Source organism: Bradyrhizobium sp. MOS002 (assembly GCF_003020115.1).
In the GTDB taxonomy this organism is placed as follows: domain Bacteria; phylum Pseudomonadota; class Alphaproteobacteria; order Rhizobiales; family Xanthobacteraceae; genus Bradyrhizobium.
Genome location: NZ_PYFX01000003.1, coordinates 686,851 through 707,774 on the forward strand (window position 1 = coordinate 686,851; position 20,924 = coordinate 707,774).

Consider the following 20,924-nt stretch of genomic DNA (forward strand, 5'->3'; position numbering starts at 1 on the left):
CCGGGGCCGGATGAACCGGATCTACCTCGACGCCCTCGACGCCGGCCATGTCGTGATGCGGCAACTCGCCGGTGCGATAGAACGTCCACGCGACCTGCAGGAAGCGGAAGCACATCAGCCCGGAGCCGAGCGGGATGGTGAGATACACCAGCCACATCGGCGCTTCCAAATCGTTGGATTGCTGGCCGGTCTGCCACATCTGGCCGACGAACGCGGCTCCGAAATAGCATACGATGGCCGTGAAAAGGGCGCCGCACATCAGGCCGAACGTGATGACGCGGCGGCGCGATCCGCCGGGAAGGATGTTGACCAGGACGTCGACGCCGACATGGATGCCGGTGCGCACCCCGTAGGCCGCGCCGAATTTCGCCATCCAGATGAACATGTAGATGCAGAGTTCCTGCGCCCAGGACAGGTCGAGCGCGGCAAGCCAGACGAACGCGGCTCGCATGGGGACGGCCAGGAAGGCCAGGTTGCGGGCCTCCGCCCATTTGGCGATGTCGATCGACAGCCCGGCGCCATACCGGTGCAGCACGGCAACGAAGATGAGCGATGTCGCGGCCGCGATCATCGTCGCGATCAGCCATTCCTCGAGATGATTGAGCACACGATTCAATGCACGCAGCAACTTGGTCCCCTCAGTTTGGCTCATCATTCAAGAGCAACGGCCGGGAGTGCGATCACCCCCGACCGTTCATGGTTGTTCTCAAAGCGCGCCGGCGTCAGTTCATCTTGACGTCGAGTTCCTTGGCGACGAGATCAAGCACCTCCTGCCCGACCCGCCCCTTCGCCCATTTATAAGTCGGCTGCATCGCTTCCTGCCATGCCTTACGATCGGCGTCAGTGAGATAATGCAGCGTGGTCTTGCCCGTCTTCTTGATCTCGACCAGCGCGTCCTCGTTCTCCTGGTGCGCGATCTGGTTGGTGTAGTCGGTCGCCTCGTTCATCGCCTTCTCGAGCTGGGCGCGGATATCGGGCGGCAGGCCGGACCAGAATTTCGAATTGACGATGACGGCATATTGCAGGTGCGCGTGATAGGACACGGTGATGTCCTTCTGCACCTCGTAGAACTTCTGCGTCAGGTAGTTGGACGCGGTGTTCTCGCAGCCATCGACCACGCCCGTCTGCAAGGCCTGGTAGACTTCGGAAAACGCCATGATCTGAGGGATGGAGCCCATGATCCGGAGATATTGGTCGGCGACCTTCGATCCGGAGATGCGGAATTTGAGACCCTGGAAATCGGTCGGCTTCGCCAATGGACGATTGGCGGAGAGCATGTGGAAGCCGTTGTCCCAATAAGCGAGCCCGGTGATGCCCTTGGTCTCGAGCTTCTCGAACAGCCACTTGCCGATCGTGCCCTTCATCGCGTTCGAATAAGTCTGGTCGTCCTTGAACAGCCAGGGCAGGTCGAGCGCCTCGAACTCCTTGATGCCGAGCGGTGCGAACTTTGCGGTCGAGGGGGCGAGCATGTGCACCGAGCCGAGCTGCAGCGCCTCGATCTCCTCCTTGTCCTTGTACAGCGTGGAGTTCGGGTAGATTTCAACCTTGACCTTGCCGTCGGTGTACTTCTCCGCGAGTTCTTTAAACTTCAGGGCGCCCTTGCCCTTGGGAGTGTCGTTGGCGACGACGTGGCTGAATTTGATGACGATCGGGCTCTGGGCCTGGGCCAAGACGGGGGACAAGGCAGGCGCCACGAGAACGGCTGCGGCGGCGACCGCAAAAAGCAGCTTGCGCATGAACGAACCTCCCAACAACCTCTAAAACCGGGTCTTTTTTGTTTTCCGGTTTCTGTAGTGACAGCAATCCGCCACCCGAACAACTAGACCTAAGCCCAATTTGCCGTAGCCAAGCTGGCTTCAAGCTATCTTGACGGCTGCGGAATGCGCAACCCGGCACCTGCCGCCGTTCCCGGAAGCGAGCGTTTATGTCGCATTGCGGCAGTGCGATCAGCCGTTGCGCTGGGCGACGATGAACAAGCGCCGGAACGGAAACAGCGTTTGTCCCGCGGCGTTCTTCGGATAGGCTTCCGCGACCCGCATCCCATAGGCGGCTTCGAACGCGGCCTTCTCGTCGCCTTGCAGGATGTCGAGATAGCGCGTCAGCCAGGTCCCCTTGGTCCACTCCTTCACGGGGTTCTCGCCTTCCAGCACTTGCAGATATTCGGTCTCCCAGATGTCGATATTGGCCGACATCGGAGCAAGAAGACCGTGATAATAGGCTGGCCCTTCGACCGGCGGCGGCGTGACGAGATGCTCGACCTTGGACCGCCAGGGACCGTTCAGCGCGGTCTCGCCGATCAGCACATGCGAGGGAGCCAGAAAGTTGCGCGGCATCTGTACAGCGAGCATCCCGCCGGGCGTCACCTTCTCCATGACCGACGGAAACAGTGCCGCATGATTGGGCAGCCAGTGCAGTGCGGCATTGGAATAGACCACGTCATATTGCTTCGTCGGGCGCCAGTGGCCGAGGTCCTCGTGTGACCATTCCACGTCCGGCGCTGCCTTGCGGCCGGCGGCAACCATCTCGGCTGAGCCCTCGACACCGGTCACCGTCGCGTCCGGCCACCGCTCCTTGATCAGCTTGGTGACGTTGCCGGCGCCGGCGCCGAGATCGGCAACCGCACGCGGACCAGAATCCGGAATCCGCATCAACAGGTCGACGGCGGGGCGGAGCCGGTGGCCCGAGAACTTCAGATATTGCTGCGGATCCCAGACCATCCTTCGACGCCTTTTCTTTTTCGTGTTTCCTTCAACGCGGCTCTTGGTTACCACTGCTCGTCCCGCCCAGGCAATTCGCAAAGCCAGCGGGACGGGCAGGAAACGAACAACAACAAGCAAAAACGCAAACAAGAGAGCGTGCCACCATGGACCTCGGGCTCAAATCGAAAACCGCTATCGTCACCGGAGCGAGCGTCGGCATCGGCCGCGCCATCGCCAAGGGTTTGGCTGCCGAAGGCGTGCGCGTCGTCGGCGTGGCACGGCGAACCGATCTGCTCGCCGGGTTGGTGAAGGAAGTTGGCTCCGGCCTTATCACCCCGTTCGAGCAGGACGTGATGGTTAAGGACGCGGCGGAGAAGATTTCGGCCTTCGCGCTCAAAGAGCTCGGCCACGTCGACATTCTCATCAACAACGCCGGCGGCAGCCGCCCCCTCCCCGTCGATGCGCCTGACAGCCAATGGGACGAGGCGATCGCGCTGAATTTCACCAGCTATCGCCGCATCGCGCATGCGCTGCTGCCGCAGATGATCGAACGCAAATGGGGCCGCATCGTCAACATCACCGGCAAGTCCGAGCCGGAGGGCCTCAACGCCGCGTTCGCCGCCAAAGCCGCCGTGCACGCCTGGGCCAAGGGCCTGTCGCGCGAGATCGGCGAGCACGGCATCACCATCAATTGCATCCCACCCGGCCGCATCATGAGCGAACAGATCCGCCGCAACTACGCGCCGGATTATCGCGAGCGCTTTGCCGAGGAAGAGATTCCCGTCGGCTATTGGGGCGAGCCGGAAGATCTCGCCGCGCTCGCCGTGTTCCTGGCGTCACCCGTGGCGCGGTACATCACGGGCACGGTGATCCCGGTGGATGGTGGGTTGCGGCGGTATCAGTTCTAGAACCGATTGGACTTCGTAGGATGGGTAGAGCGCAGCGAAAACCCATCGACAGCATACGACGTGAAACCTGATGGGTTTCGCAAGTGCTCTACCCATCCTACGGCCTACGGCCTACCGCCTTACTCATGCAGCAGCGTTTGCCAGTCCGGAGGCACCGCGCCGTCCGGTCCGGGCACCGGCTGATCCAACGGATGCGCGTGAGGACCTTGAAGCTTCGGGCCGGCGAAAGCCTCTCCCGTGCGATAGTCGTAAAACCATCGTTCGCCCGGCTCGAAGCTCGTGATGATGGGATGACCTGTCGCCGCGCTGTGTTTCGTTGCGTGCTGATTTGGTGACGCATCACAGCAGCTGATGTGACCGCATTCGACACATCTGCGAAGGTGAAACCACCACCCGCCCGCAGCCGAGCATTCCACGCACCCCGTTCCGCTTGGCTTGGCCGCGAGATTGATTCCATCCCTGTCAGACTTCATAGGTCAGCTCACTGGAATTGCCCGCAGCCACCACCGATGCATTCGCGATCTCCGCCACGATCGCATTTTGCCAGTGTTTTGCCCGACGGGTCAACGTCATGGCGGCGGCGAATGTCGTCGTGACGCGGTTCGAAAATCCCTTATCGATCAAGGGGCCCTCTACTGTGCATGGGGTTGTTTTCGCGTTTTTTGTTTCGGCCCCTCCAAAAAAACACGCAAGACCCCGCATGACCACCTCACCCCGCCTGCAGGATCTCCGCGATCGCAGCCCCCGCGGCGATCGTGCCGAGCTTGCCGCCGACGTCGCGCGTCGCCCTGCCCTCGCCGATCGCCTTCGCCACGGCCGCCTCGATCGCACGTGCGGCCTCCTCGTAGCGCACCGCGCCGCTGTTCTCGCCGTGCCATCCGAGCAGCAGGGCCGTCGAGAGGATCAGCGAGGCCGGATTTGCTACGTCCTGGCCTGCGATGTCGGGCGCCGAGCCGTGCGCGGCTTGCGCCATGGCGTGGCTGTGACCGACATTGAGCGAACCACCGAGGCCGAGGCTGCCTGAGAGTTCGGCCGTGAGATCGGACAGGATATCGCCGAACATGTTGGTGGCGACGATGACATCGAAGCGGTCGGGGTTGCGCACCACATGCGCCATCATGGCGTCGACGAGGATGTCGTCGACCCCAAGGCCCGGATAGGCGTTCGCCGTCTCGCGGCAGATGTCCAGAAACATGCCGTCGCCGAGCTTGAGCACATTGGCCTTGTGCACGATGGTCAGATGCTTGCGCCGCTTCATCGCCAGCCGGCACGCCGCATGCGCGATGCGCTCGCAGCACAGGCGCGTGATCCGACGCAGCGAGATCACGACATCCGATGTGACCAGCATCTCGCCATTGCCCTGCTCCATGTTGCGGTCGGCGTAAAACCCCTCCGTGTTCTCGCGCACCACGACGAGGTCGAAATCGCCGACCCGGCCGGACCGCCCTGCATAGGTGCGTGCGGGCCTGACATTGGCGTAGAGGTCGAGGTTCTTGCGAAAATGCCGCGACGGGTTGATCTCGCCATGGGCCTCGTCCTTGAAGTCGAAGGTCGCGGTCGGGCCGAGGATCAGGCCGTCGGCGGCGCGGACGATGTCGAGCAGCTCGGGGCGCACGGTCGTGCCAAATTGCTTGAGGCTCGCATGGCCGACTGCGTGCTCCTCCAGGCGCAGATTGAGCTGGAAGCGTTCGGAGGCCGCGCGCAGCACGCCTGATGTCGCGGTCGTGATCTCGGGCCCGATGCCGTCACCGGACAAAACGACGATGTGCATGGCGCTCCCCTGACATTGCAGCAGTTCGCGCGATGATACGCCGGCGCCCGGATTCATCGCCCAGCCTTCGCGCATACACTGCATGCAAGCATGTGCCTGTGGAAGGCGGCCGCGCCGTAGTACATGCCAAAGTCCCTTGGAGCCGGCCGCCGGAGCAACGCGCTAACGCAATGACAATCACGTTACCTGCCGCCGCGCGCAAGCCCGACCACACCATTCCCGACGGTCTTCCGCCCGCACAACGGCGCTGGGCCATCGCCGCGATCTTCACCGCGCTGGCGATGGCCTCGCTCGACACCGCGATCGCCAACATCGCGCTGCCCGCCATCGCCGGCGACCTGCATGTCAGCCCGGAGCAATCGGTCTGGGTGGTCAACGTCTACCAGATCGCGCTGGTGGCGACGCTGCTGCCGTTGGGAGCGCTCGGCGAGATCGTCGGGCACCAGCGCATCTATCTCGGCGGCCTGATCCTGTTCACCATCGCCTCGCTGTTCTGCGCGGTGGCATGGTCGCTGGAGAGCCTGCTGGTTGCGCGCACGCTGCAAGGGCTGGGTGCGAGCGGCATCATGAGCGTCAACACGGCGCTGGTGCGCTTCGTCTATCCCGGCCGGATGCTCGGCCGCGGCTTCGGTCACAACGCGCTGGTGGTCGCGACCGCCTTCACCTTTGGTCCCTCGATCGCCTCCGCGATCCTCGCGGTCGGCCCCTGGCCATGGCTGTTTGCCGTCAACATCCCGTTCGGACTCGTCGCGATCGGCATCGGCTTTGCGATGCTGCCGAAGACGCCGCGCGCCGATCACGGCTTTGACTTTCTCGGCGCGGCCCTCGCGTCAGCCTGTCTCGGGTTGTTCATCACGGGCATCGGCAGTGCCGCGCATAATCTCTCACCGATGGTCGTGGGCATCGAGCTGGTCACGGCGTTAGTGCTCGGCTTCATCCTGACGCGCCGCCATGCCGACCATCCGGCGCCGATGCTGCCGATCGACCTGTTCAGCCGGCCGATGTTCGCGCTGTCGGCCGCGACCGCGGTGTGCTCGTTCGCGGTGCAGGGTCTCGCCTTCGTCTCGCTGCCGTTCTATTTCGAGGACGTGCTGGGGCGATCGCAGGTCGAGACCGGCTTCTTCATGACGCCGTGGCCCCTGGTCGTCGGCATCATGGCGCCGATCGCGGGCCGCCTCTCCGACCGCCATGCGGTCGGGCTACTCGGCGGCATCGGGCTCGTGCTGCTCGGCCTCGGCATGGCGCTGCTCGCGATGCTGCCGGCCAATCCTGCGATCCCCGACATCATCTGGCGGATGGTGATCTGCGGCATGGGATTCGGCTTCTTCCAGGCGCCGAACATGAAGGCGGTGATGTCGAGCGCGCCGCCACATCGCAGCGGCAGCGCCTCGGGCATCGTCGCCACCGCGCGCCTGACCGGACAAACGACGGGGGCCGCGCTCGCCGCAGCCTGCTTCTCGCTCGCCGGTCACGACGGCGCGACCGTAGCGCTGGCACTCGGCGCGGGCTTCGCCGCGCTCGGCAGCGTGATGAGCTTTTTGCGGCTGGCGGTGAAGTAGACCGTCAGGCCAGATGTCGGGCTGCCGTCACGTCGATTGTCGCGACCGGAATGACCGTCTCCTCATCCAGCGCGGCAAGGCGTTCATCGATGGCAGCGATGACCTTGCGCGAGAACGGCCCGAGATGCGCATAGGCCGCGATCATCTGCACCGCGATCCGCGCCGATGTTGTGTCGCGCTTGGCGCAGTTCATGAAGGTCTGCCACAGCGGCCCGCGCGCCTCGGGAAGGGCTGTCACCACCTTGTGCACCGTTTCCATCGCGCCGATCCCGGCGCGGATATCGCCCTCGGCGAGCTCTTGGCGCTGCTTGGATCGGTCGAGCAGCGTCATCAAGCGATCGACGCGCCTTGCATAGGCCGCCGGGCTGTAGATGTGCTCCAGCACGCGCTTGTAGTCCGTCAGGATGTCGCGCAACGGGCGCACCGGATCGAAGTTGATTCCGGCGGTGCACTGATCGGCGCCGATGGTCGGCGCCAAATCGTGGCCCGGATGCAATCGGCCTTCGCGCTCCAGGCGGCGCGTCAGCTGCGTGTTCGGCAAGGCATAGAGCAGGCCGACCATGCTGACCGGGATCGCCGCCTCTTCGATGAAGTCGATCATGGCATCCGCCATCGAGAGCTTCTCATTGTCGAAGCCGACGATGAAACCCGCGGTGACGAGCATGCCCGCGGCGTAGATCTTGTGGATGCTCTCGGCGATATTGCGCCGCGTGTTCTGCTTCTTCCGCATCGCGACCAGCGTCGCCGGATCCGGACTTTCGATACCGACGAAGATGGCGAAGAAATTCGCCTGGCCCATCAGGTCCAACAGCTCGGGATCGTCGGCCAGATTGACCGAGGCCTCGGTCGACAATTCGAAGGGATAGCCGTGAGCACGCTGCCATTCGGCGAGCTGGGGCAGGAACAGCCGCAGCGACTTCTTATTGCCGATGAAATTATCGTCGACGAAATCGAGATGGCCGCGGTAACCCATGGCGTAGAGCCTGTCGAGCTCGACCAGCATCTGCGCATTCGTCTTGGTTCGCGGCACCCGCCCATAGAGCTCGATGATGTCGCAGAACTCGCAGGTGAACGGGCAGCCGCGGGAATACTGCACGCCGAGATAAAGGTAGTCCTCGAACTTCAGCAGGTCGAAGCGCGGCACCGGCGTCTTGGTGACGTCGGCCTGGAATTTTGGCGCGATGAAGACGCCGGACCGTGCGCCACTGTCCCAGGCCGCGACGAACTCGTGCAGAACGCTTTCGGCCTCGCCGAGCACCTGGAAGTCGGCCCTCTCATAGATATGGGGGCTCGAGGTGGGATCGGGACCGCCGATGACCACCGGCTTGCCCGCGGCACGGCAAATTTCGATCAGGCGCAGCGTGTCGGCCTGCTGCGGCATCATTCCGCCGGTGAAGACCACGTCGGCCCAGGAAAGATCCTTGTCACTGAAGGCTTCCGTGTTGCAATCGATCAGCCGGACCGTCCAGTGCTCGGGCAACATCGCGGCAACCGTGATCAGCCCCAAAGGGGCCGCGGGGCGCTTCACGCCCAACACTTTGCAGGATTCGCCAAAGCTCCAGAAGGACTCTGCCGAGAACAGCGGATAGAGCATCAGGACTTTGCAAGGCTGCGGTACGTTCATGGAACCCCTTTTTGGCTGATTCCACTGTAGCAGAGCATTGTCGACTTGCACCCCGGCAAAAGGGACAAACTGTCGCTCTCGGTTCCATCGGCGTCGGCCCGGAAGCCGGTAGACGTCGCCCCAAGCCGTGCCGCGAGCGCCCGGGGAGGGAATCTCCGGCGGATACCCCTCGGACTATTGATTTGAACCTTTCCAATTTGCCGGACACATTGCGCCGCTGAGTCCAATCGGTGGATTGGGCCAATCAGGGGACTTGCGATGGCAGATCTAACAATCAACGGAAAAACCTTCACGCTCGACGTCGAGCCGGATACGCCCCTGCTGTGGGCGATCCGCGAGAATGCCGGCCTGACCGGCACCAAATATGGCTGCGGCATTGCACAATGCGGCGCCTGCACCGTTCACATCGACGGCGTCGCCACCCGCTCCTGCGGGGTTTCGGTCGGCGAGGCCGCAGGCAAGAAGATCACGACCATCGAAGGGCTCGCCTCCGGCAACGCACTGCACAAGGTGCAGGAAGCCTGGATCGCCCAGGACGTTCCGCAATGCGGCTATTGCCAGAGCGGCATGATCATGGCGGTGGCGGCGCTGCTGAGCGAGAAGCCGAAGCCGACCGACGCCGACATCGACGAGGCCATCACCAATATCTGCCGCTGCGGCACCTTCCAGCAGGTGCGCGAAGCGATCCACACGATCGCAAGCGCGTAAGGAGCCGCCACATGAACAAGCATGTCTCTCCCAGGATGAACCGCCGAGCCTTCGTCATCGGCACCGCCGCGGTCGGCGCAGGTCTCGCAATCGGCCTCGATATCCCCTTCGGCGGCCCCGCCGTGGTCCGCGCGGCCGACGGCTCCCCCGAGATCGGCGCCTGGGTCGTGGTCAGGCCCGACGACACCGTCGTCATCCGCATCGCCCGCTCCGAAATGGGCCAGGGCTCGCTCACCGGGCTTGCCCAGCTCGTCGCCGAGGAACTCGAATGCGACTGGTCGAAGGTCTCGACCGAATATCCGACACCGGGCCAGAGCGTCGCCCGCAAGCGCGTCTGGGGCGATTTCTCGACCGGCGGCAGCCGCGGCATCCGCTCTTCGCAAGACTATGTCCGCAAGGGCGGCGCCACCGCACGCGTGATGCTGATCCAGGCCGCCGCCGAGGCGTGGAAAGTTCCGGCGTCCGAATGCACGGTTGCCAACAGCGTCATCACCCACGCGCCGTCCGGCAAGACCACGACCTACGGCAAGGTCGCCGAGGCCGCGGCCAAGCTGACGCCGCCGGCCGACGTCAAGCTGAAGGACCCCAAGGACTGGAAGCTGATCGGCAAGGGCGTGAAGCGGCTGGACACCGCCGAGAAGACCACCGGCACCATGATCTACGGCATCGACGTCAAGCTGCCGGGCATGCTGAACGCCGCGATCAAGGACTGCCCGGTGTTCGGCGGCAAGCTGAAGAGCTTTGACGAAGCCAAGATCACCGGCATGATGGGCGTCAAGAAGGTCGTCAAGGTCGGCGATACCGCGGTCGCGGTCGTTGCCGACACCTGGTGGCACGCCAAGACAGCGCTGGAGGCGCTGCCGATCGTCTGGGACGAAGGCGACAACGCCAAGGTCTCGAGCGAGTCGATCGCGAAATGGCTGACCGAGGGCCTCGCCAACGAGCAGCCGGCCTATGTCGGCAACAAGAACGGCGACGCGAAGGCAGCGATTGCCGGTGCCGCCAAGAAGATCGAGGCCGTCTACAGCTATCCCTACCAGAACCACGCCACCATGGAACCGATGAACGCCACGGCGGTCTACACGGCGGACAAGTGCGAGGTCTGGTGCGGCACGCAGAATGGCGAGGCGGCCTTCGCGGCCACGCTGGAAGCGTCGGGCCTGCCGGCGGAGAAGTGCGACGTGCACAAGGTGATGCCCGGCGGTGGCTTCGGCCGGCGCGGCCAGACCGACTATGTCCGCCAGGCGGTCTTGATCGCCAAGGAGATGCCGGGCACGCCGATCAAGCTGTTGTGGTCGCGCGAAGAGGACATGGCGCACGGCCGTTATCACCCGATCACCCAGTGCAAGATGACCGGCGCGTTCGATGCCGACAACAACCTGGTCGCGTTGCACTACCGCCTCTCCGGGCAATCGATCCTGTTCTCGCTCCGCCCCGAAGCTTTGCAGAACGGCATGGATCCGGCCGCATTCCAGGGCGTCGCCCAGACCGGCGAAGCCGCGTTCGGCTACTCCGTGCCAAACCTCCTGGTCGAGCATGCGATGCGCAACCCGCACGTTCCGCCGGGCTTCTGGCGCGGCGTCAACGTCAATCACAACGCGATCTACATGGAATGCTTCATGGACGAGCTGGCCCAGGCCGCAGGCCAGGACCCGCTCGAATTCCGCCGCAAGCTGATGGGCAACCACCCCAAGCATCTGGCGGTGCTCAATGCCGTGGCGGAGAAGATCGGCTGGAGCACCCCGGCACCGCAGGGCATCTATCGCGGCATCGCGCAGGTGATGGGCTACGGCAGCTATGTCGCCGGCGCCGCCGAAATCTCGGTGACCGACGGTAACAAGATCAAGGTGCATCGCATCGTCGCCTCCACCGATCCCGGCTACGTCGTCAATCCGGCGCAGGTGGAGCGGCAGATCGCGGGGTCCTTCGTCTATGGCCTCTCCGCGCTGTTCTACGGCGGCTGCACCGTCAAGGACGGCAAAATCGAGCAGACCAACTTCGACACCTACAATTCGATGCGCATCAACGAAATGCCGAAGGTGGAGTCGGTGATGGTGCCGAGCGGCGGGTTCTGGGGCGGTGTCGGCGAGCCGACCATCGGCGTCGCGGCGCCGGCAGTGCTCAACGCGTACTTCGCGGCGACGGGCAAACGCATCCGCTCGGTGCCGCTGCGCGACCAGAACATCACCTTCGCCTGAGAAACGCCGCGGCGCCCGTAACGGCCGCCGCGGCCCACTTTCCGGACAAGACTCATGAATGCGCCGGTGACACGGCGGGATGCCGTCCTCGGCATCACCGCCGCGGCCACATCATTCGCCGTTCCTTCGATCCTGCACGCGCAATCGGCGGGCCGCGTCGTCGTGGTCGGCGGCGGCTTTGGCGGTGCGGCGTGCGCCCGCGCGCTGAAGCGCGCGCAGGCAAACTTGCAAGTCATCCTGATCGAACCCAATGCGGTCTTCACCTCCTGCCCGTTCAGCAACGAGGTGATCGCCGGCCTGCGCGAGATCGAAGCGCAGCAGTTCGGCTATGACAAGCTCGCCACCGAGGGCGTCACCGTGATCGGCCAAGCCGTGACCACAATCGAACCACAGCGGCGCAGCGTCATAACGGCCGATGGCGTTGCGCTGCCCTATGACCGTCTCGTGCTCTCTCCCGGCATCGACTTCCACTTCGAGGCCCTGCCCGGCTACGACGAAGCCGCATCAGAAAAAATGCCGCACGCCTGGAAGGCCGGCGCGCAGACGCTGCTATTGCGCCGCCAGCTGGAAGCCATGCCGGACGGCGGCACTGTCGCCATTGCGATCCCCGCCAATCCCTCACGCTGTCCGCCGGCGCCTTACGAGCGCGCCAGCCTGATCGCGCATTACCTGAAAACCAAGAAGCCGCGCTCGAAAGTGCTGATCCTCGATGCCAAGGACAATTTCTCCCAGCAGCGACTGTTCGAGAAGGCGTGGAAGGAGCTGTACGGCGACATGATCGAACGCATCGGGCTGTCGCAAGGCGGCCGCGTGACCTCGGTCGATCCCGCGACAAGGACCATCGTCACCGAATTCGGCAACTACACGCCTGATGTCGCCAACGTCATTCCGCCACAACGAGCGGGACGCATCGCCGAGATCGCGGGCGCTGCGGATGCGACCGGCTGGTGCCCGATCGATCCCGTCACCTTCGAGTCGAAGCTTGTCCAGAACATCCACGTCATCGGCGATGCCTGCCTCGGCGGGGGCATTCCCAAATCGGCCTCCGCGGCAAGTGCGCAGGGCAAGGCCTGCGCTGCCGCGATCGTGAACCTCCTTGCCGGCCGCGCGCCAGAAACGCCGCGATTGACAGGCGTCTGCTACAACATTGTCGCACCCGGCTACGGCTTTTCACTCGCGGGCAATTACCAGCCCAGGGGCGACATCTTCGCCGAGGTCGAGGGCGGAGCGACCAGCCCGGTCGATGCGCCGCGCGAATTACGCGCCCGCGAGGCGGCTGAAGCCGAGCACTGGTTTCAAACCATCACGGCGGACACCTTTGGCTAGGGCATCGGTCCATATCGCAGCTCTGATCGCCGCCAGTTGCGCCTTCGCCTGCCATGTGGGAGCCGAGGAACTCCTGCCCTACAACATCACCGGCGACGGCATTGCGGAATCGCTCACCGGCGCGCCGGGCGATGCCGCGCGCGGGCGCGCGCTGGTGCTGGCGCGCACAACGACTTGCATCCTCTGCCATTCCGGTCCCTTCCCGGAGACCCGGTTCCAGGGGGACCTCGCGCCCGACCTCTCGGGTGCGGGGAACCGCTGGACGGTGAGCCAGTTGCGGCTTCGACTGGTCGATGCAGCGCGCTTCAACCCCGAGACCATCATGCCGTCCTATTATCGCACCGACCGCCTCGCGCGGGTCGGGCGAAATTTCGCCGGCAAACCGATCTTGTCCGCCGCCGAGATCGAGGACATCGTGGCTTTTCTCGCAACGCTTCGGGACTAGGACTGTTTCATGCCGACCACGCGACGACAATTCCTGAACCTCGCCGGAAGCGTGACGTTCGCCGGGACGATCCCGATCGTCACGCTGCGGCCGCTCGAGGCGACACCGGCGATGCTCACCGCCGCGATCCGCAACGTCGTCGGCGAAGCACCTGTCCGCACCGGCAAGGTGAAGCTCGACATTCCGCCGCTGGTCGAGAACGGCAATACGGTGCCGCTGACCGTGAGCATCGCGAGCCCGATGACAGCGGACGACTACGTCAAGAGCATCCACGTCTTCAACGAGAAGAACCCGCAGCCGAACATCGGCAACTTCTACCTCAGCCCCTCCTCCGGCCGCGCCCAGGTCTCGACCCGGATCCGGCTCGCCGACACCCAGAAGGTGGTGGCGATCGCACGTCTTTCCGACGACACGTTCTGGCAGGTCACGACCGAAATCGTCGTAACGCTGGCCGCCTGCACCGAGGAGATGAATTGATGGCCGCGCTCATCAACGTTCCGGCGAAAGCCAGACGCGGCGAAATCATCGAGATCCGTACGTTGACCTCGCACATCATGGAGACCGGATTCCGCCACACGGCGGACGGCGCTCTGGTACCGCGCGACATCATAACGAGCTTTACGTGTCGCTATAACGGCACCGAGATTTTTCGCGCCGATCTCTTCCCCGCGATCGCGGCCAATCCTTATCTGTCGTTCTTCACGGTCGCGAAGGAGAGCGGCAAGTTCGAATTCGAGTGGATCGGCGACAACGGCTATTCGTCCAGCGCATCGGCGTCGATCACGGTCGAATGAGTTTTTGGCGCGCGATATCGGCCGCGGCACTCCTCGCCACGGCCCCTGCCCTGCTCGCCGGCGAGATTCCGCCGGACGCGCGCCGCTCCGGCTATTCGTTCATGGGCCCCGACACGCGCGCGATGCAGGATGACGACACCTCAAATCCCGGCATGCTGTTCGTGCTCGACGGTGAGGCGTTGTGGACGAAGAAGACCGGGAACGCCGACAAGGCCTGTGCGGATTGCCATGGCGATGCCCGCGGCAGCATGAAAGGCGTCGCGGCGCGCTATCCGGCCTTCGACAAGGCGCTGGCGCGCCCCGTCACGCTCGACCAGCGCATCAATCTCTGCCGCAGCAATCATCAGCAGGCAACGCCGCTACCCTACGAGAGCCGCGACCTGCTGGCTCTGTCCGCCTTCGTCGCGCACCAATCGCGCGGCACCGCGATCACGGCCGGCGACGATCCGCAACTGAAGCCATTCGTCGAGCAGGGCCGCGACCTCTTCATGCAGCGCGAGGGCCAGCTCAACCTTGCCTGCACCAATTGCCACGACGACAATTTCAACAAGCGACTCGCCGGTGCGCCGATCACCCAAGGACAACCAACCGGCTATCCGCTTTATCGCCTGGAATGGCAGACGCTGGGATCGCTGGAGCGGCGGCTACGCAGTTGCATGACGGGTGTCCGCGCCCAGGCCTATGATTTCGGCGCGCCCGAGCTGGTCGCGCTCGAACTCTATCTGATGTCGCGAGCGCATGGCTTGCCGATGGAAACGCCGGCCGTGCGGCCCTGAATTCCACCGATTAGGGCTAGGCAGACGCGGAACGGCCGCTAGTATCCGCCCAAATTGAGTCACAGGGAGGGACCTAAAGTGGTCAACCACAAAATCTCGCGTCGTACGCTCTTGACGGGCACTGCCGCAGCTGGCGCGCTCAGCCTGACGGGATTGCCGGCGCGCGCCGAGGTGAACTGGAAGAAATACGCGGGGACCAAGCTCGAGGTGATCCTCGCCAAGGGACCTCGCGGCGACAACCTGCAAAAATACGTCAAGGAGTTCACCGAGCTCACCGGCATCCAGGTCGAATCCGAGCAGATACCCGAGCAGCAGCAGCGCCAGAAGGTGGTGATCGAGCTGACCTCGGGGCGGCCGAGCTTCGACGTCGTCCATCTCAGCTACCACGTGCAGAAGCGGCAGTTCGAGAAGGCCGGCTGGCTCGCCGACTTGACGCCCTTCATGAAGGACCCCGCGCTGACCGCGCCTGATCTCGTCGAGAGCGATTTCTCGGCCGCGGGCCTGCAATACGCCAGGAACGACAAGGGCCAGATGCTGTCGCTGCCGTGGTCGGTCGATTATTTCATCCTCTATTACAATAAGGAGCTGTTCGAGAAGAAGGGCGTCGCCGTTCCCAAGACTCTCGACGAGATGGCTGCGGCGGCCGAGAAGCTCACCGATGCCAAGGAAGGCACCTTCGGCTTTGTCGGGCGCGGCTTGCGCAACGCCAACATGGCGATGTGGAGCAACTTCTTCCTCAACTATGGCGGGGAATTCCTCGACGCCAAGGGCAACATCCTGACCGACGGTCCGGAAGCCATTGCCGCAACCAAGCTGTATCAGACGCTCCTGACGAAATCGGCACCGCCCGGCGTCGCCGGCTTCAACTGGATGGAGTCGATGGCCTCGTTCACACAAGGCCGATCCGCGATGTGGATCGACGGCGTCGGCTGGGCGCCACCGCTGGAAGATCCGGCCGCCTCGCGCGTCGTCGGCAAGGTCGGCTACACCGTCGTGCCCGCGGGGCCGAAGGGGCAATATTCCTCGACCTATGGCGACGGCATCGGCGTCGCTGCCGCGAGCAAGAACAAGGAAGCCGCCTATCTGCTCTGCCAATGGGTGGTCTCGAAGACCCAGGGAGCCCGACTGCTGCAGGCCGGCGGCGGCGTGCCGTTCCGCAACTCGATCCTTGGCGATCCCGAGGTCCAGAAGGGCGTCAAGACCAAGGAGTGGCTGCAATCGGTGATCGATTCCGGCAAGATCAGCAAGCTGGGCCTGCCCGTCGTGATTCCGGTCGCCGAATTCCGCGACATCGTCGGCGCCGCGGTCACTGCGACCTTGTCTGGCGCCGATCCTGCCGCCGAGCTGAAGAAGGCCAACGATCAGTACCGGCCGATCCTGGAGCGTAGCGAGAAGGCGTGAGTGCGTTGACACAATCGACTCCGGGCGCGGCACAGTCTGATGCCGCGTCGGAGAAGGAGTTGCGACCGCCGTCGTACTGGCCGTTCGTGGTGCCGGCGCTGGTCGTCGTGATCGCGATCATCATCTTCCCGTGGGTCTTCACGATCTGGATGAGCCTGAACGAGTGGAAGGTCGGCTCGTCGACCACCTTCGTTGGATTGTCCAATTATCTGCGGCTGACGAGTGATCCCCGCTTCATTGAGGCCATCGGACATACGCTGGTCTACACCATACTGTCTGTGCTGCTGCCGCTGGTGCTCGGCACGTTTGCGGCCGTGGTGTTTCACCAGAAATTCCCTGGCCGCGGCTTTCTGCGCGGCGTCTTCATCATGCCGATGATGGCGACGCCGGTGGCGATCGCGCTGGTCTGGACCATGATGTTCCACCCGCAGCTCGGCGTGCTGAACTATCTGCTGTCACTGGTCGGAATCCCAGCGCAGCTCTGGGTGTTTCATCCCGCGACCGTCATTCCCTCGCTGGTGCTGGTCGAGACCTGGCAATGGACGCCGCTGGTCATGCTGATCGTGCTCGGCGGACTGGCCGCGATCCCGAGCGAGCCTTATGAAAGTGCACAGATCGATGGCGCCAGCATCTGGCAGGTGTTCCGCTTCATCACCCTGCCGCTGATCATGCCGTTCCTGTTCATCGCCGGCATGATCCGCATGATCGACGCCGTGAAGAGCTTCGACATCATTTTCGCAATCACCCAGGGCGGACCGGGATCGGCGTCGGAGACGATCAACATCTACCTCTACAGCGTCGCCTTCTCCTACTACGACCTCGGTTACGGCTCGGCGATCGCGGTCGTGTTCTTCCTGCTGATCGTTCTGCTTGCAGCGGTGATGCTCTATGCCCGTCAACGCATGCTGTGGACCGAGATCGCGAGCGGCACATGACCCCACGTCAGATCATCGGTAAGATCGGCCTGTGGTTCTCGGTGTTCGTCATCGTGTCGCCGGCAATCCTGTTCTTCCTCTGGATGCTGTCGCTGTCGCTCAAATTCGAGATCGACAACGCCGCCTATCCGCCGGTGTTCTTTCCCGAGCACATCGCCTGGAAGAACTATGCCGACGTGCTCGCCTCCAACCGCTTCCTGACCTATTTCATCAACAGCCTGATCGTGACCGGCAGCGCGACGCTGCTTGCGCTGCTCGTCGGCGTTCCCGCCGGCTACGGGATTGCGCGGATGGCCGCGCACAAATCCGCGATCGTGATCCTGATCGCCCGTATCACACCGGGCCTGTCCTATCTGATCCCGCTGTTTCTCATGTTCCAGTGGCTGGGACTGCTCGGCACGCTGGTGCCGCAGATCATCATCCACCTCGTGGTCACGGTGCCGATCGTGATCTGGATCATGATCGGCTATTTCGAGACGACACCGATGGAGCTGGAAGAAGCGGCCCTCATCGACGGCGCCACGCGCTGGCAGGTCTTCCGCCATGTCGCGCTGCCGATCGCCAAGCCCGGCATCGCCGTCGCCTTCATCCTGGCCGTGATCTTCTCCTGGAATAATTTTGTCTTCGGCATCGTGCTGGCCGGACGCGAGACCCGCACCCTGCCGGTCGCTGTCTACAACATGATCTCGTTCGACCAGCTGAGCTGGGGGCCGCTCGCGGCCGCCGCGCTGATTGTCACCCTCCCGGTGCTGCTGCTCACGGTGTTCGCCCAGCGACAGATCGTCGCCGGGCTCACCGCTGGTGCCGTCAAGGGCGGGTAGCTACTCCGCCGGTGCGGCGTGCATGTCCGCATGCGGCATGTAGGGCTCGCTCGCGCCGAGCCTGCTGGCCGCGAACAGACCGGCGGCCATCACGGCATAGGCGAACGCCACCGCGGGCGTGACGCCAAAGCCGCCGCCGATGCCGACGGCTTCGCCGTGCATGAAACCGAAGTAGGTCAGGACCGCACCAACCAGCGCAAACGCCGAGGCCTTCTCGAAGTCGCGCTCGATGATGAAGACGCCGATCGCACCCAGGATCAGGCCGCCGAGGATGGAGCCGCCGCCCATCACTTCAAGTCCGTGATAGAACACGCCCTGCTGCGGCAGGGCTGCGATCGCCGCAGCCTTGACCGCGTCGGCCTTGTCGGCGGCCATTCCTCCGACGGTCGCAGCCGCGTTCATGGTCGAGCCCAGCATGGTGTCAATCTGGAGCTTGGCCCACGCTGCGAGATGCGGCGTCAGCGCCAGTACGACCGCGGGTGCATGCTTGACCGGCGTGGTCTGGAACGCCTGTGCGCCGATCAGCATGCCGATATAGAGCAGGATCGGCGAGATCGCGACCACCGGCACCAGCGCCAGCAGCACCGGGATGATGCCGAACCACGCCAGCACGACCACCATGATGCCGGTCGCGGCCGAATAGCCGATCCGGCCGCCCATCGCCTTCCAGCCGGGATGACCGATATAGACGGCGTTGATGAAGGGGTTGCCCATCAGGCAGCCGATCAGGCTGACGACGCCGTCGGCCGTAAGCACGCGCGTGGTCGGATATTCGTCGCCAGCGGCTTCCGCGCTCTCGACATTGTCCATGGCCTCGACGAGGTCGTAGATGCCGAAGGGAATGGCGGTGACCAGGATGATTCCGAGGAATTCGAATCCGGAGAAGACGTAGCCAACGGCGGGGATCGGCACCGAGAAACCGAAACTGGCGAAGGCATCGCCGACGCCCTTGACGCTGAGCCCGCCGAGACCGAGGCCGAACAGCTTCGAGCCCCAGGCAATGACCATGCCCACCGCGATCGCAACGAGACCGGCAGGTATGCCGCGCCAATATTTCACACCGCCGAACCAGCTCACCAGGATGATGGCAAAGCAGACCAGGCCGATCTGCGGCGTCATGTACATTTCGAGCGCCGGCCGCATCGAGATGAAGGTGACGGATACGCCGGCGAGCGTGCCGAGCAGCGCCGCGCGCGGCGTGATCTTTCGGATGAACGGCGCGATGAAGCCGCCGATCATCAGGATGAAGCTCTGGAAGAACACCCAGACGAGACCAGCCGACCAGCCTTTGAGCGGATCACCGGTCTTGATCGTGATCGGCAGCATGATCACGAAGGTGACGATGAACATGTGCGGCACGCTGACGCCCGAAGGCAGTGCACAGACGTCGTTGCGGCCGGTCTTCTGCGCCAGACGATAAGCGAGGAACGCGTAGTAGAAGGTGGAGAGACACATCATCAACCCGAGCGCGGGCAGGATGCGGCCGAACACGAGACTGTCAGGCATCTTCAGCACGAAGCGCAACAGGCCCGTGAGCACCAGCATGTTGACGAGGATGTTGGTGCCGAAGCCGAAAAACGCGTTCCAGTCGCCCGGTGTCCATAGTGCCGGCTTGAACTCGGAGGTGCCGGCCGTCCCTGTCGTGCTTGTGCTCATGGTGATGCCCCTAAGCTGGTGTGGAAATCTTCATCGCCTCCAGTACCGCGGCTGAGCTTGCGACCCAGCCGAAGATGCCGCCCTGGGCCTTGATCATCTTCAAGCCCATCTCATGAAATTCGGGGAAGTAGGACGCGCAGCCGTCCGAGATGACGACGCAGCGATAGCCGCGGTCGTTGGCCTCGCGTACGGTGGTGTTGACGCACACTTCGGTGGTGACGCCGCACACCAGCAGATTCTCGATGCCGTATTTCTCCAGCACGTCGGTGAGCTCGGTGGCGTAGAACGCGCCCTTGCCGGGCTTGTCGATCACGATCTCGCTGTCGAGCGGATAGAGCTCCGGGATGATGTCGTGGCCGGCCTCGCCGCGAATGAGAATGCGGCCCATCGGGCCCGGATCGCCGATGCGCAAGGATGGCGCGCCGCGCTCGATTTTCGCCGGCGGCGCGTCGGAGAGATCGGGCAGATGGCCTTCGCGCGTGTGGATCACCAGCATGCCGGTATCGCGCGCGGCCGTCAGCACCGCACCGATCGGCTTCACCGCGCGCGCGAGCTGGCCGACGTCGTTGCCGAGCGTCTCGCCGAAGCCGCCGGGCTCCATGAAGTCGCGCTGCATGTCGATGATGAGGAGCGCGGTGGCGGGCCAGTCGAGCTTGACCGGCTCCGGTTCGGCGCTGATGACACCCAGTGTCGGCTTGGTTGAGTTCAACATGACTCAAGGCCCCCGCGAGAACTCTCTCTGCAGGAGTTCTGCAAGCGCCGTGCCATTGTGTACAATTGGAGTTGAACCGGCGGCGCAGGAAAATTTACTGCGCTGTCAGAATGTTATTCGAAAAGCCGGGGTCTGCTTATTCGCTGTGCGGCGGCTTTGCGGCGTGCATTTGCCCAAAGGATGAGCGCTCTCCGTCGTCATTCCGGGGCGACGCTTAAGCGTCGAACCCGGAATCCATCGGGCGGCTAAACACGCGGTGAAATGGATTCCTGGCTCGCGCTACGCGCGCCCCGGAACGACGAAGGTGGCGTTAGCGACCCTCTCCATACAGCCCGCCGATACTCCTTCAGCGTCGCCATCCAGAGCGACCTTCAGGTCTTGAGGCTGACGGGATCGGCCAGCGGCTTGAGTTCGCGAAGACGTCTGTCGAGGGCTGTCGGCGGACCAACGATATCGGCCGTGCCGCGCAATACCTCTGCTTGCAGCATCTGACGCGGCTGACGCCACGGCCCGATCAGCGCCTCAGCCGTCTCCGTGATCTCGGTATCGAACGCTTGTGCCGTCATGGTGTCCTCCGCAAGCAAGCCATGA

The 20,924-nt window shown here is 63.9% G+C and carries 21 protein-coding genes and 1 pseudogene; 12 read left to right on the top strand and 10 right to left on the bottom strand.

The window, feature by feature from the left end:
- Positions 1 to 94 precede the first annotated feature (94 nt).
- The 3 genes and pseudogenes from C7G41_RS38735 to C7G41_RS11950 form a co-directional block, all read right to left on the bottom strand.
- Positions 95 to 655 (bottom strand): annotated as a pseudogene (locus tag C7G41_RS38735) (TRAP transporter small permease); the annotation flags it as partial.
- A gap of 67 nt (positions 656 to 722) precedes the next feature.
- Positions 723 to 1,736, bottom strand: a complete 1,014-nt coding sequence (locus tag C7G41_RS11945; protein ID WP_106942732.1) for a DctP family TRAP transporter solute-binding subunit — start codon at positions 1,734 to 1,736, stop codon at positions 723 to 725.
- 210 nt (positions 1,737 to 1,946) lie between these two features.
- Positions 1,947 to 2,717: a methyltransferase domain-containing protein gene (locus C7G41_RS11950; RefSeq protein WP_106942733.1), complete on the bottom strand. Its 771-nt coding sequence runs from the start codon at positions 2,715 to 2,717 to the stop codon at positions 1,947 to 1,949.
- A gap of 146 nt (positions 2,718 to 2,863) precedes the next feature.
- Here C7G41_RS11950 and C7G41_RS11955 point away from each other — a divergent pair, with 146 nt between their 5' ends.
- Positions 2,864 to 3,607 carry an SDR family NAD(P)-dependent oxidoreductase gene (locus C7G41_RS11955; protein ID WP_106942734.1) on the top strand — a complete coding sequence of 248 codons (744 nt, stop codon included), beginning with the start codon at positions 2,864 to 2,866 and terminating at the stop codon, positions 3,605 to 3,607.
- A gap of 119 nt (positions 3,608 to 3,726) precedes the next feature.
- On the opposite strand, the gene C7G41_RS11960 is transcribed toward C7G41_RS11955, so the two are convergent.
- The 3 genes from C7G41_RS11960 to C7G41_RS11965 form a co-directional block, all read right to left on the bottom strand.
- Positions 3,727 to 4,080: a UBP-type zinc finger domain-containing protein gene (locus C7G41_RS11960; RefSeq protein WP_106942735.1), complete on the bottom strand. Its 354-nt coding sequence runs from the start codon at positions 4,078 to 4,080 to the stop codon at positions 3,727 to 3,729.
- A complete protein-coding gene (locus tag C7G41_RS37340; RefSeq protein WP_158267999.1) occupies positions 4,070 to 4,231 on the bottom strand; it encodes a hypothetical protein in 162 nt (53 codons plus the stop codon). The genes C7G41_RS11960 and C7G41_RS37340 overlap by 11 nt, the downstream gene beginning before the upstream one ends.
- Before the next feature lie 85 nt (positions 4,232 to 4,316).
- Positions 4,317 to 5,378 carry an isocitrate/isopropylmalate dehydrogenase family protein gene (locus C7G41_RS11965; protein ID WP_106942942.1) on the bottom strand — a complete coding sequence of 354 codons (1,062 nt, stop codon included), beginning with the start codon at positions 5,376 to 5,378 and terminating at the stop codon, positions 4,317 to 4,319.
- A gap of 170 nt (positions 5,379 to 5,548) precedes the next feature.
- On the opposite strand from C7G41_RS11965, the gene C7G41_RS11970 reads away from it, so the two are divergent.
- Positions 5,549 to 6,937 (top strand): MFS transporter, encoded by a 1,389-nt coding sequence (locus C7G41_RS11970; protein ID WP_106942736.1) that lies wholly within the window; start codon positions 5,549 to 5,551, stop codon positions 6,935 to 6,937.
- Between the two features lie 4 nt (positions 6,938 to 6,941).
- On the opposite strand, the gene C7G41_RS11975 is transcribed toward C7G41_RS11970, so the two are convergent.
- Positions 6,942 to 8,561: a B12-binding domain-containing radical SAM protein gene (locus C7G41_RS11975; protein WP_106942737.1), complete on the bottom strand. Its 1,620-nt coding sequence runs from the start codon at positions 8,559 to 8,561 to the stop codon at positions 6,942 to 6,944.
- Between the two features lie 258 nt (positions 8,562 to 8,819).
- Between C7G41_RS11975 and C7G41_RS11980 the strand changes: the two genes are divergently transcribed.
- From C7G41_RS11980 to C7G41_RS12025, 10 genes are all read left to right on the top strand, one after another.
- Positions 8,820 to 9,269, top strand: coding sequence for a (2Fe-2S)-binding protein (locus tag C7G41_RS11980; RefSeq protein ID WP_106942738.1), 450 nt, complete (start codon positions 8,820 to 8,822; stop codon positions 9,267 to 9,269).
- Positions 9,270 to 9,280: 11 nt separating this feature from the next.
- Positions 9,281 to 11,467 carry a molybdopterin cofactor-binding domain-containing protein gene (locus tag C7G41_RS11985; RefSeq protein WP_106942739.1) on the top strand — a complete coding sequence of 729 codons (2,187 nt, stop codon included), beginning with the start codon at positions 9,281 to 9,283 and terminating at the stop codon, positions 11,465 to 11,467.
- A gap of 54 nt (positions 11,468 to 11,521) precedes the next feature.
- A complete protein-coding gene (locus C7G41_RS11990) occupies positions 11,522 to 12,793 on the top strand; it encodes an NAD(P)/FAD-dependent oxidoreductase (RefSeq protein ID WP_106942740.1) in 1,272 nt (423 codons plus the stop codon).
- The gene (soxX, locus tag C7G41_RS11995; RefSeq protein ID WP_106942741.1) at positions 12,786 to 13,238 is read left to right on the top strand and encodes a sulfur oxidation c-type cytochrome SoxX; all 453 of its coding nucleotides are present in this window, start codon (positions 12,786 to 12,788) and stop codon (positions 13,236 to 13,238) included. The genes C7G41_RS11990 and soxX overlap by 8 nt, the downstream gene beginning before the upstream one ends.
- A gap of 9 nt (positions 13,239 to 13,247) precedes the next feature.
- Complete coding sequence (locus C7G41_RS12000; protein ID WP_106942742.1) at positions 13,248 to 13,715, top strand: SoxY-related AACIE arm protein; 468 nt, start codon at positions 13,248 to 13,250, stop codon at positions 13,713 to 13,715.
- On the top strand, positions 13,715 to 14,032 hold the full coding sequence (gene soxZ / locus C7G41_RS12005) for a thiosulfate oxidation carrier complex protein SoxZ (protein WP_106942743.1): 318 nt from the start codon (positions 13,715 to 13,717) through the stop codon (positions 14,030 to 14,032). The genes C7G41_RS12000 and soxZ overlap by 1 nt, the downstream gene beginning before the upstream one ends.
- Positions 14,029 to 14,808 carry a sulfur oxidation c-type cytochrome SoxA gene (gene soxA / locus C7G41_RS12010; protein WP_199198319.1) on the top strand — a complete coding sequence of 260 codons (780 nt, stop codon included), beginning with the start codon at positions 14,029 to 14,031 and terminating at the stop codon, positions 14,806 to 14,808. Before soxZ ends, soxA begins: the two co-directional genes overlap by 4 nt.
- A 78-nt stretch (positions 14,809 to 14,886) precedes the next feature.
- A complete protein-coding gene (locus C7G41_RS12015) occupies positions 14,887 to 16,209 on the top strand; it encodes an ABC transporter substrate-binding protein (RefSeq protein ID WP_199198320.1) in 1,323 nt (440 codons plus the stop codon).
- Positions 16,206 to 17,144: a carbohydrate ABC transporter permease gene (locus C7G41_RS12020; RefSeq protein WP_106942746.1), complete on the top strand. Its 939-nt coding sequence runs from the start codon at positions 16,206 to 16,208 to the stop codon at positions 17,142 to 17,144. The genes C7G41_RS12015 and C7G41_RS12020 overlap by 4 nt, the downstream gene beginning before the upstream one ends.
- Positions 17,141 to 17,965, top strand: a complete 825-nt coding sequence (locus tag C7G41_RS12025; protein WP_199198321.1) for a carbohydrate ABC transporter permease — start codon at positions 17,141 to 17,143, stop codon at positions 17,963 to 17,965. The genes C7G41_RS12020 and C7G41_RS12025 overlap by 4 nt, the downstream gene beginning before the upstream one ends.
- On the opposite strand, the gene C7G41_RS12030 is transcribed toward C7G41_RS12025, so the two are convergent.
- From C7G41_RS12030 to C7G41_RS12040, 3 genes are all read right to left on the bottom strand, one after another.
- Positions 17,966 to 19,621: a regulator gene (locus C7G41_RS12030; RefSeq protein WP_106942748.1), complete on the bottom strand. Its 1,656-nt coding sequence runs from the start codon at positions 19,619 to 19,621 to the stop codon at positions 17,966 to 17,968.
- A 10-nt stretch (positions 19,622 to 19,631) separates the two neighbouring features.
- Positions 19,632 to 20,333 (bottom strand): cysteine hydrolase family protein, encoded by a 702-nt coding sequence (locus C7G41_RS12035; protein WP_106942749.1) that lies wholly within the window; start codon positions 20,331 to 20,333, stop codon positions 19,632 to 19,634.
- 371 nt (positions 20,334 to 20,704) lie between these two features.
- Positions 20,705 to 20,899: a hypothetical protein gene (locus tag C7G41_RS12040; RefSeq protein ID WP_146159760.1), complete on the bottom strand. Its 195-nt coding sequence runs from the start codon at positions 20,897 to 20,899 to the stop codon at positions 20,705 to 20,707.
- Positions 20,900 to 20,924 lie beyond the last annotated feature (25 nt).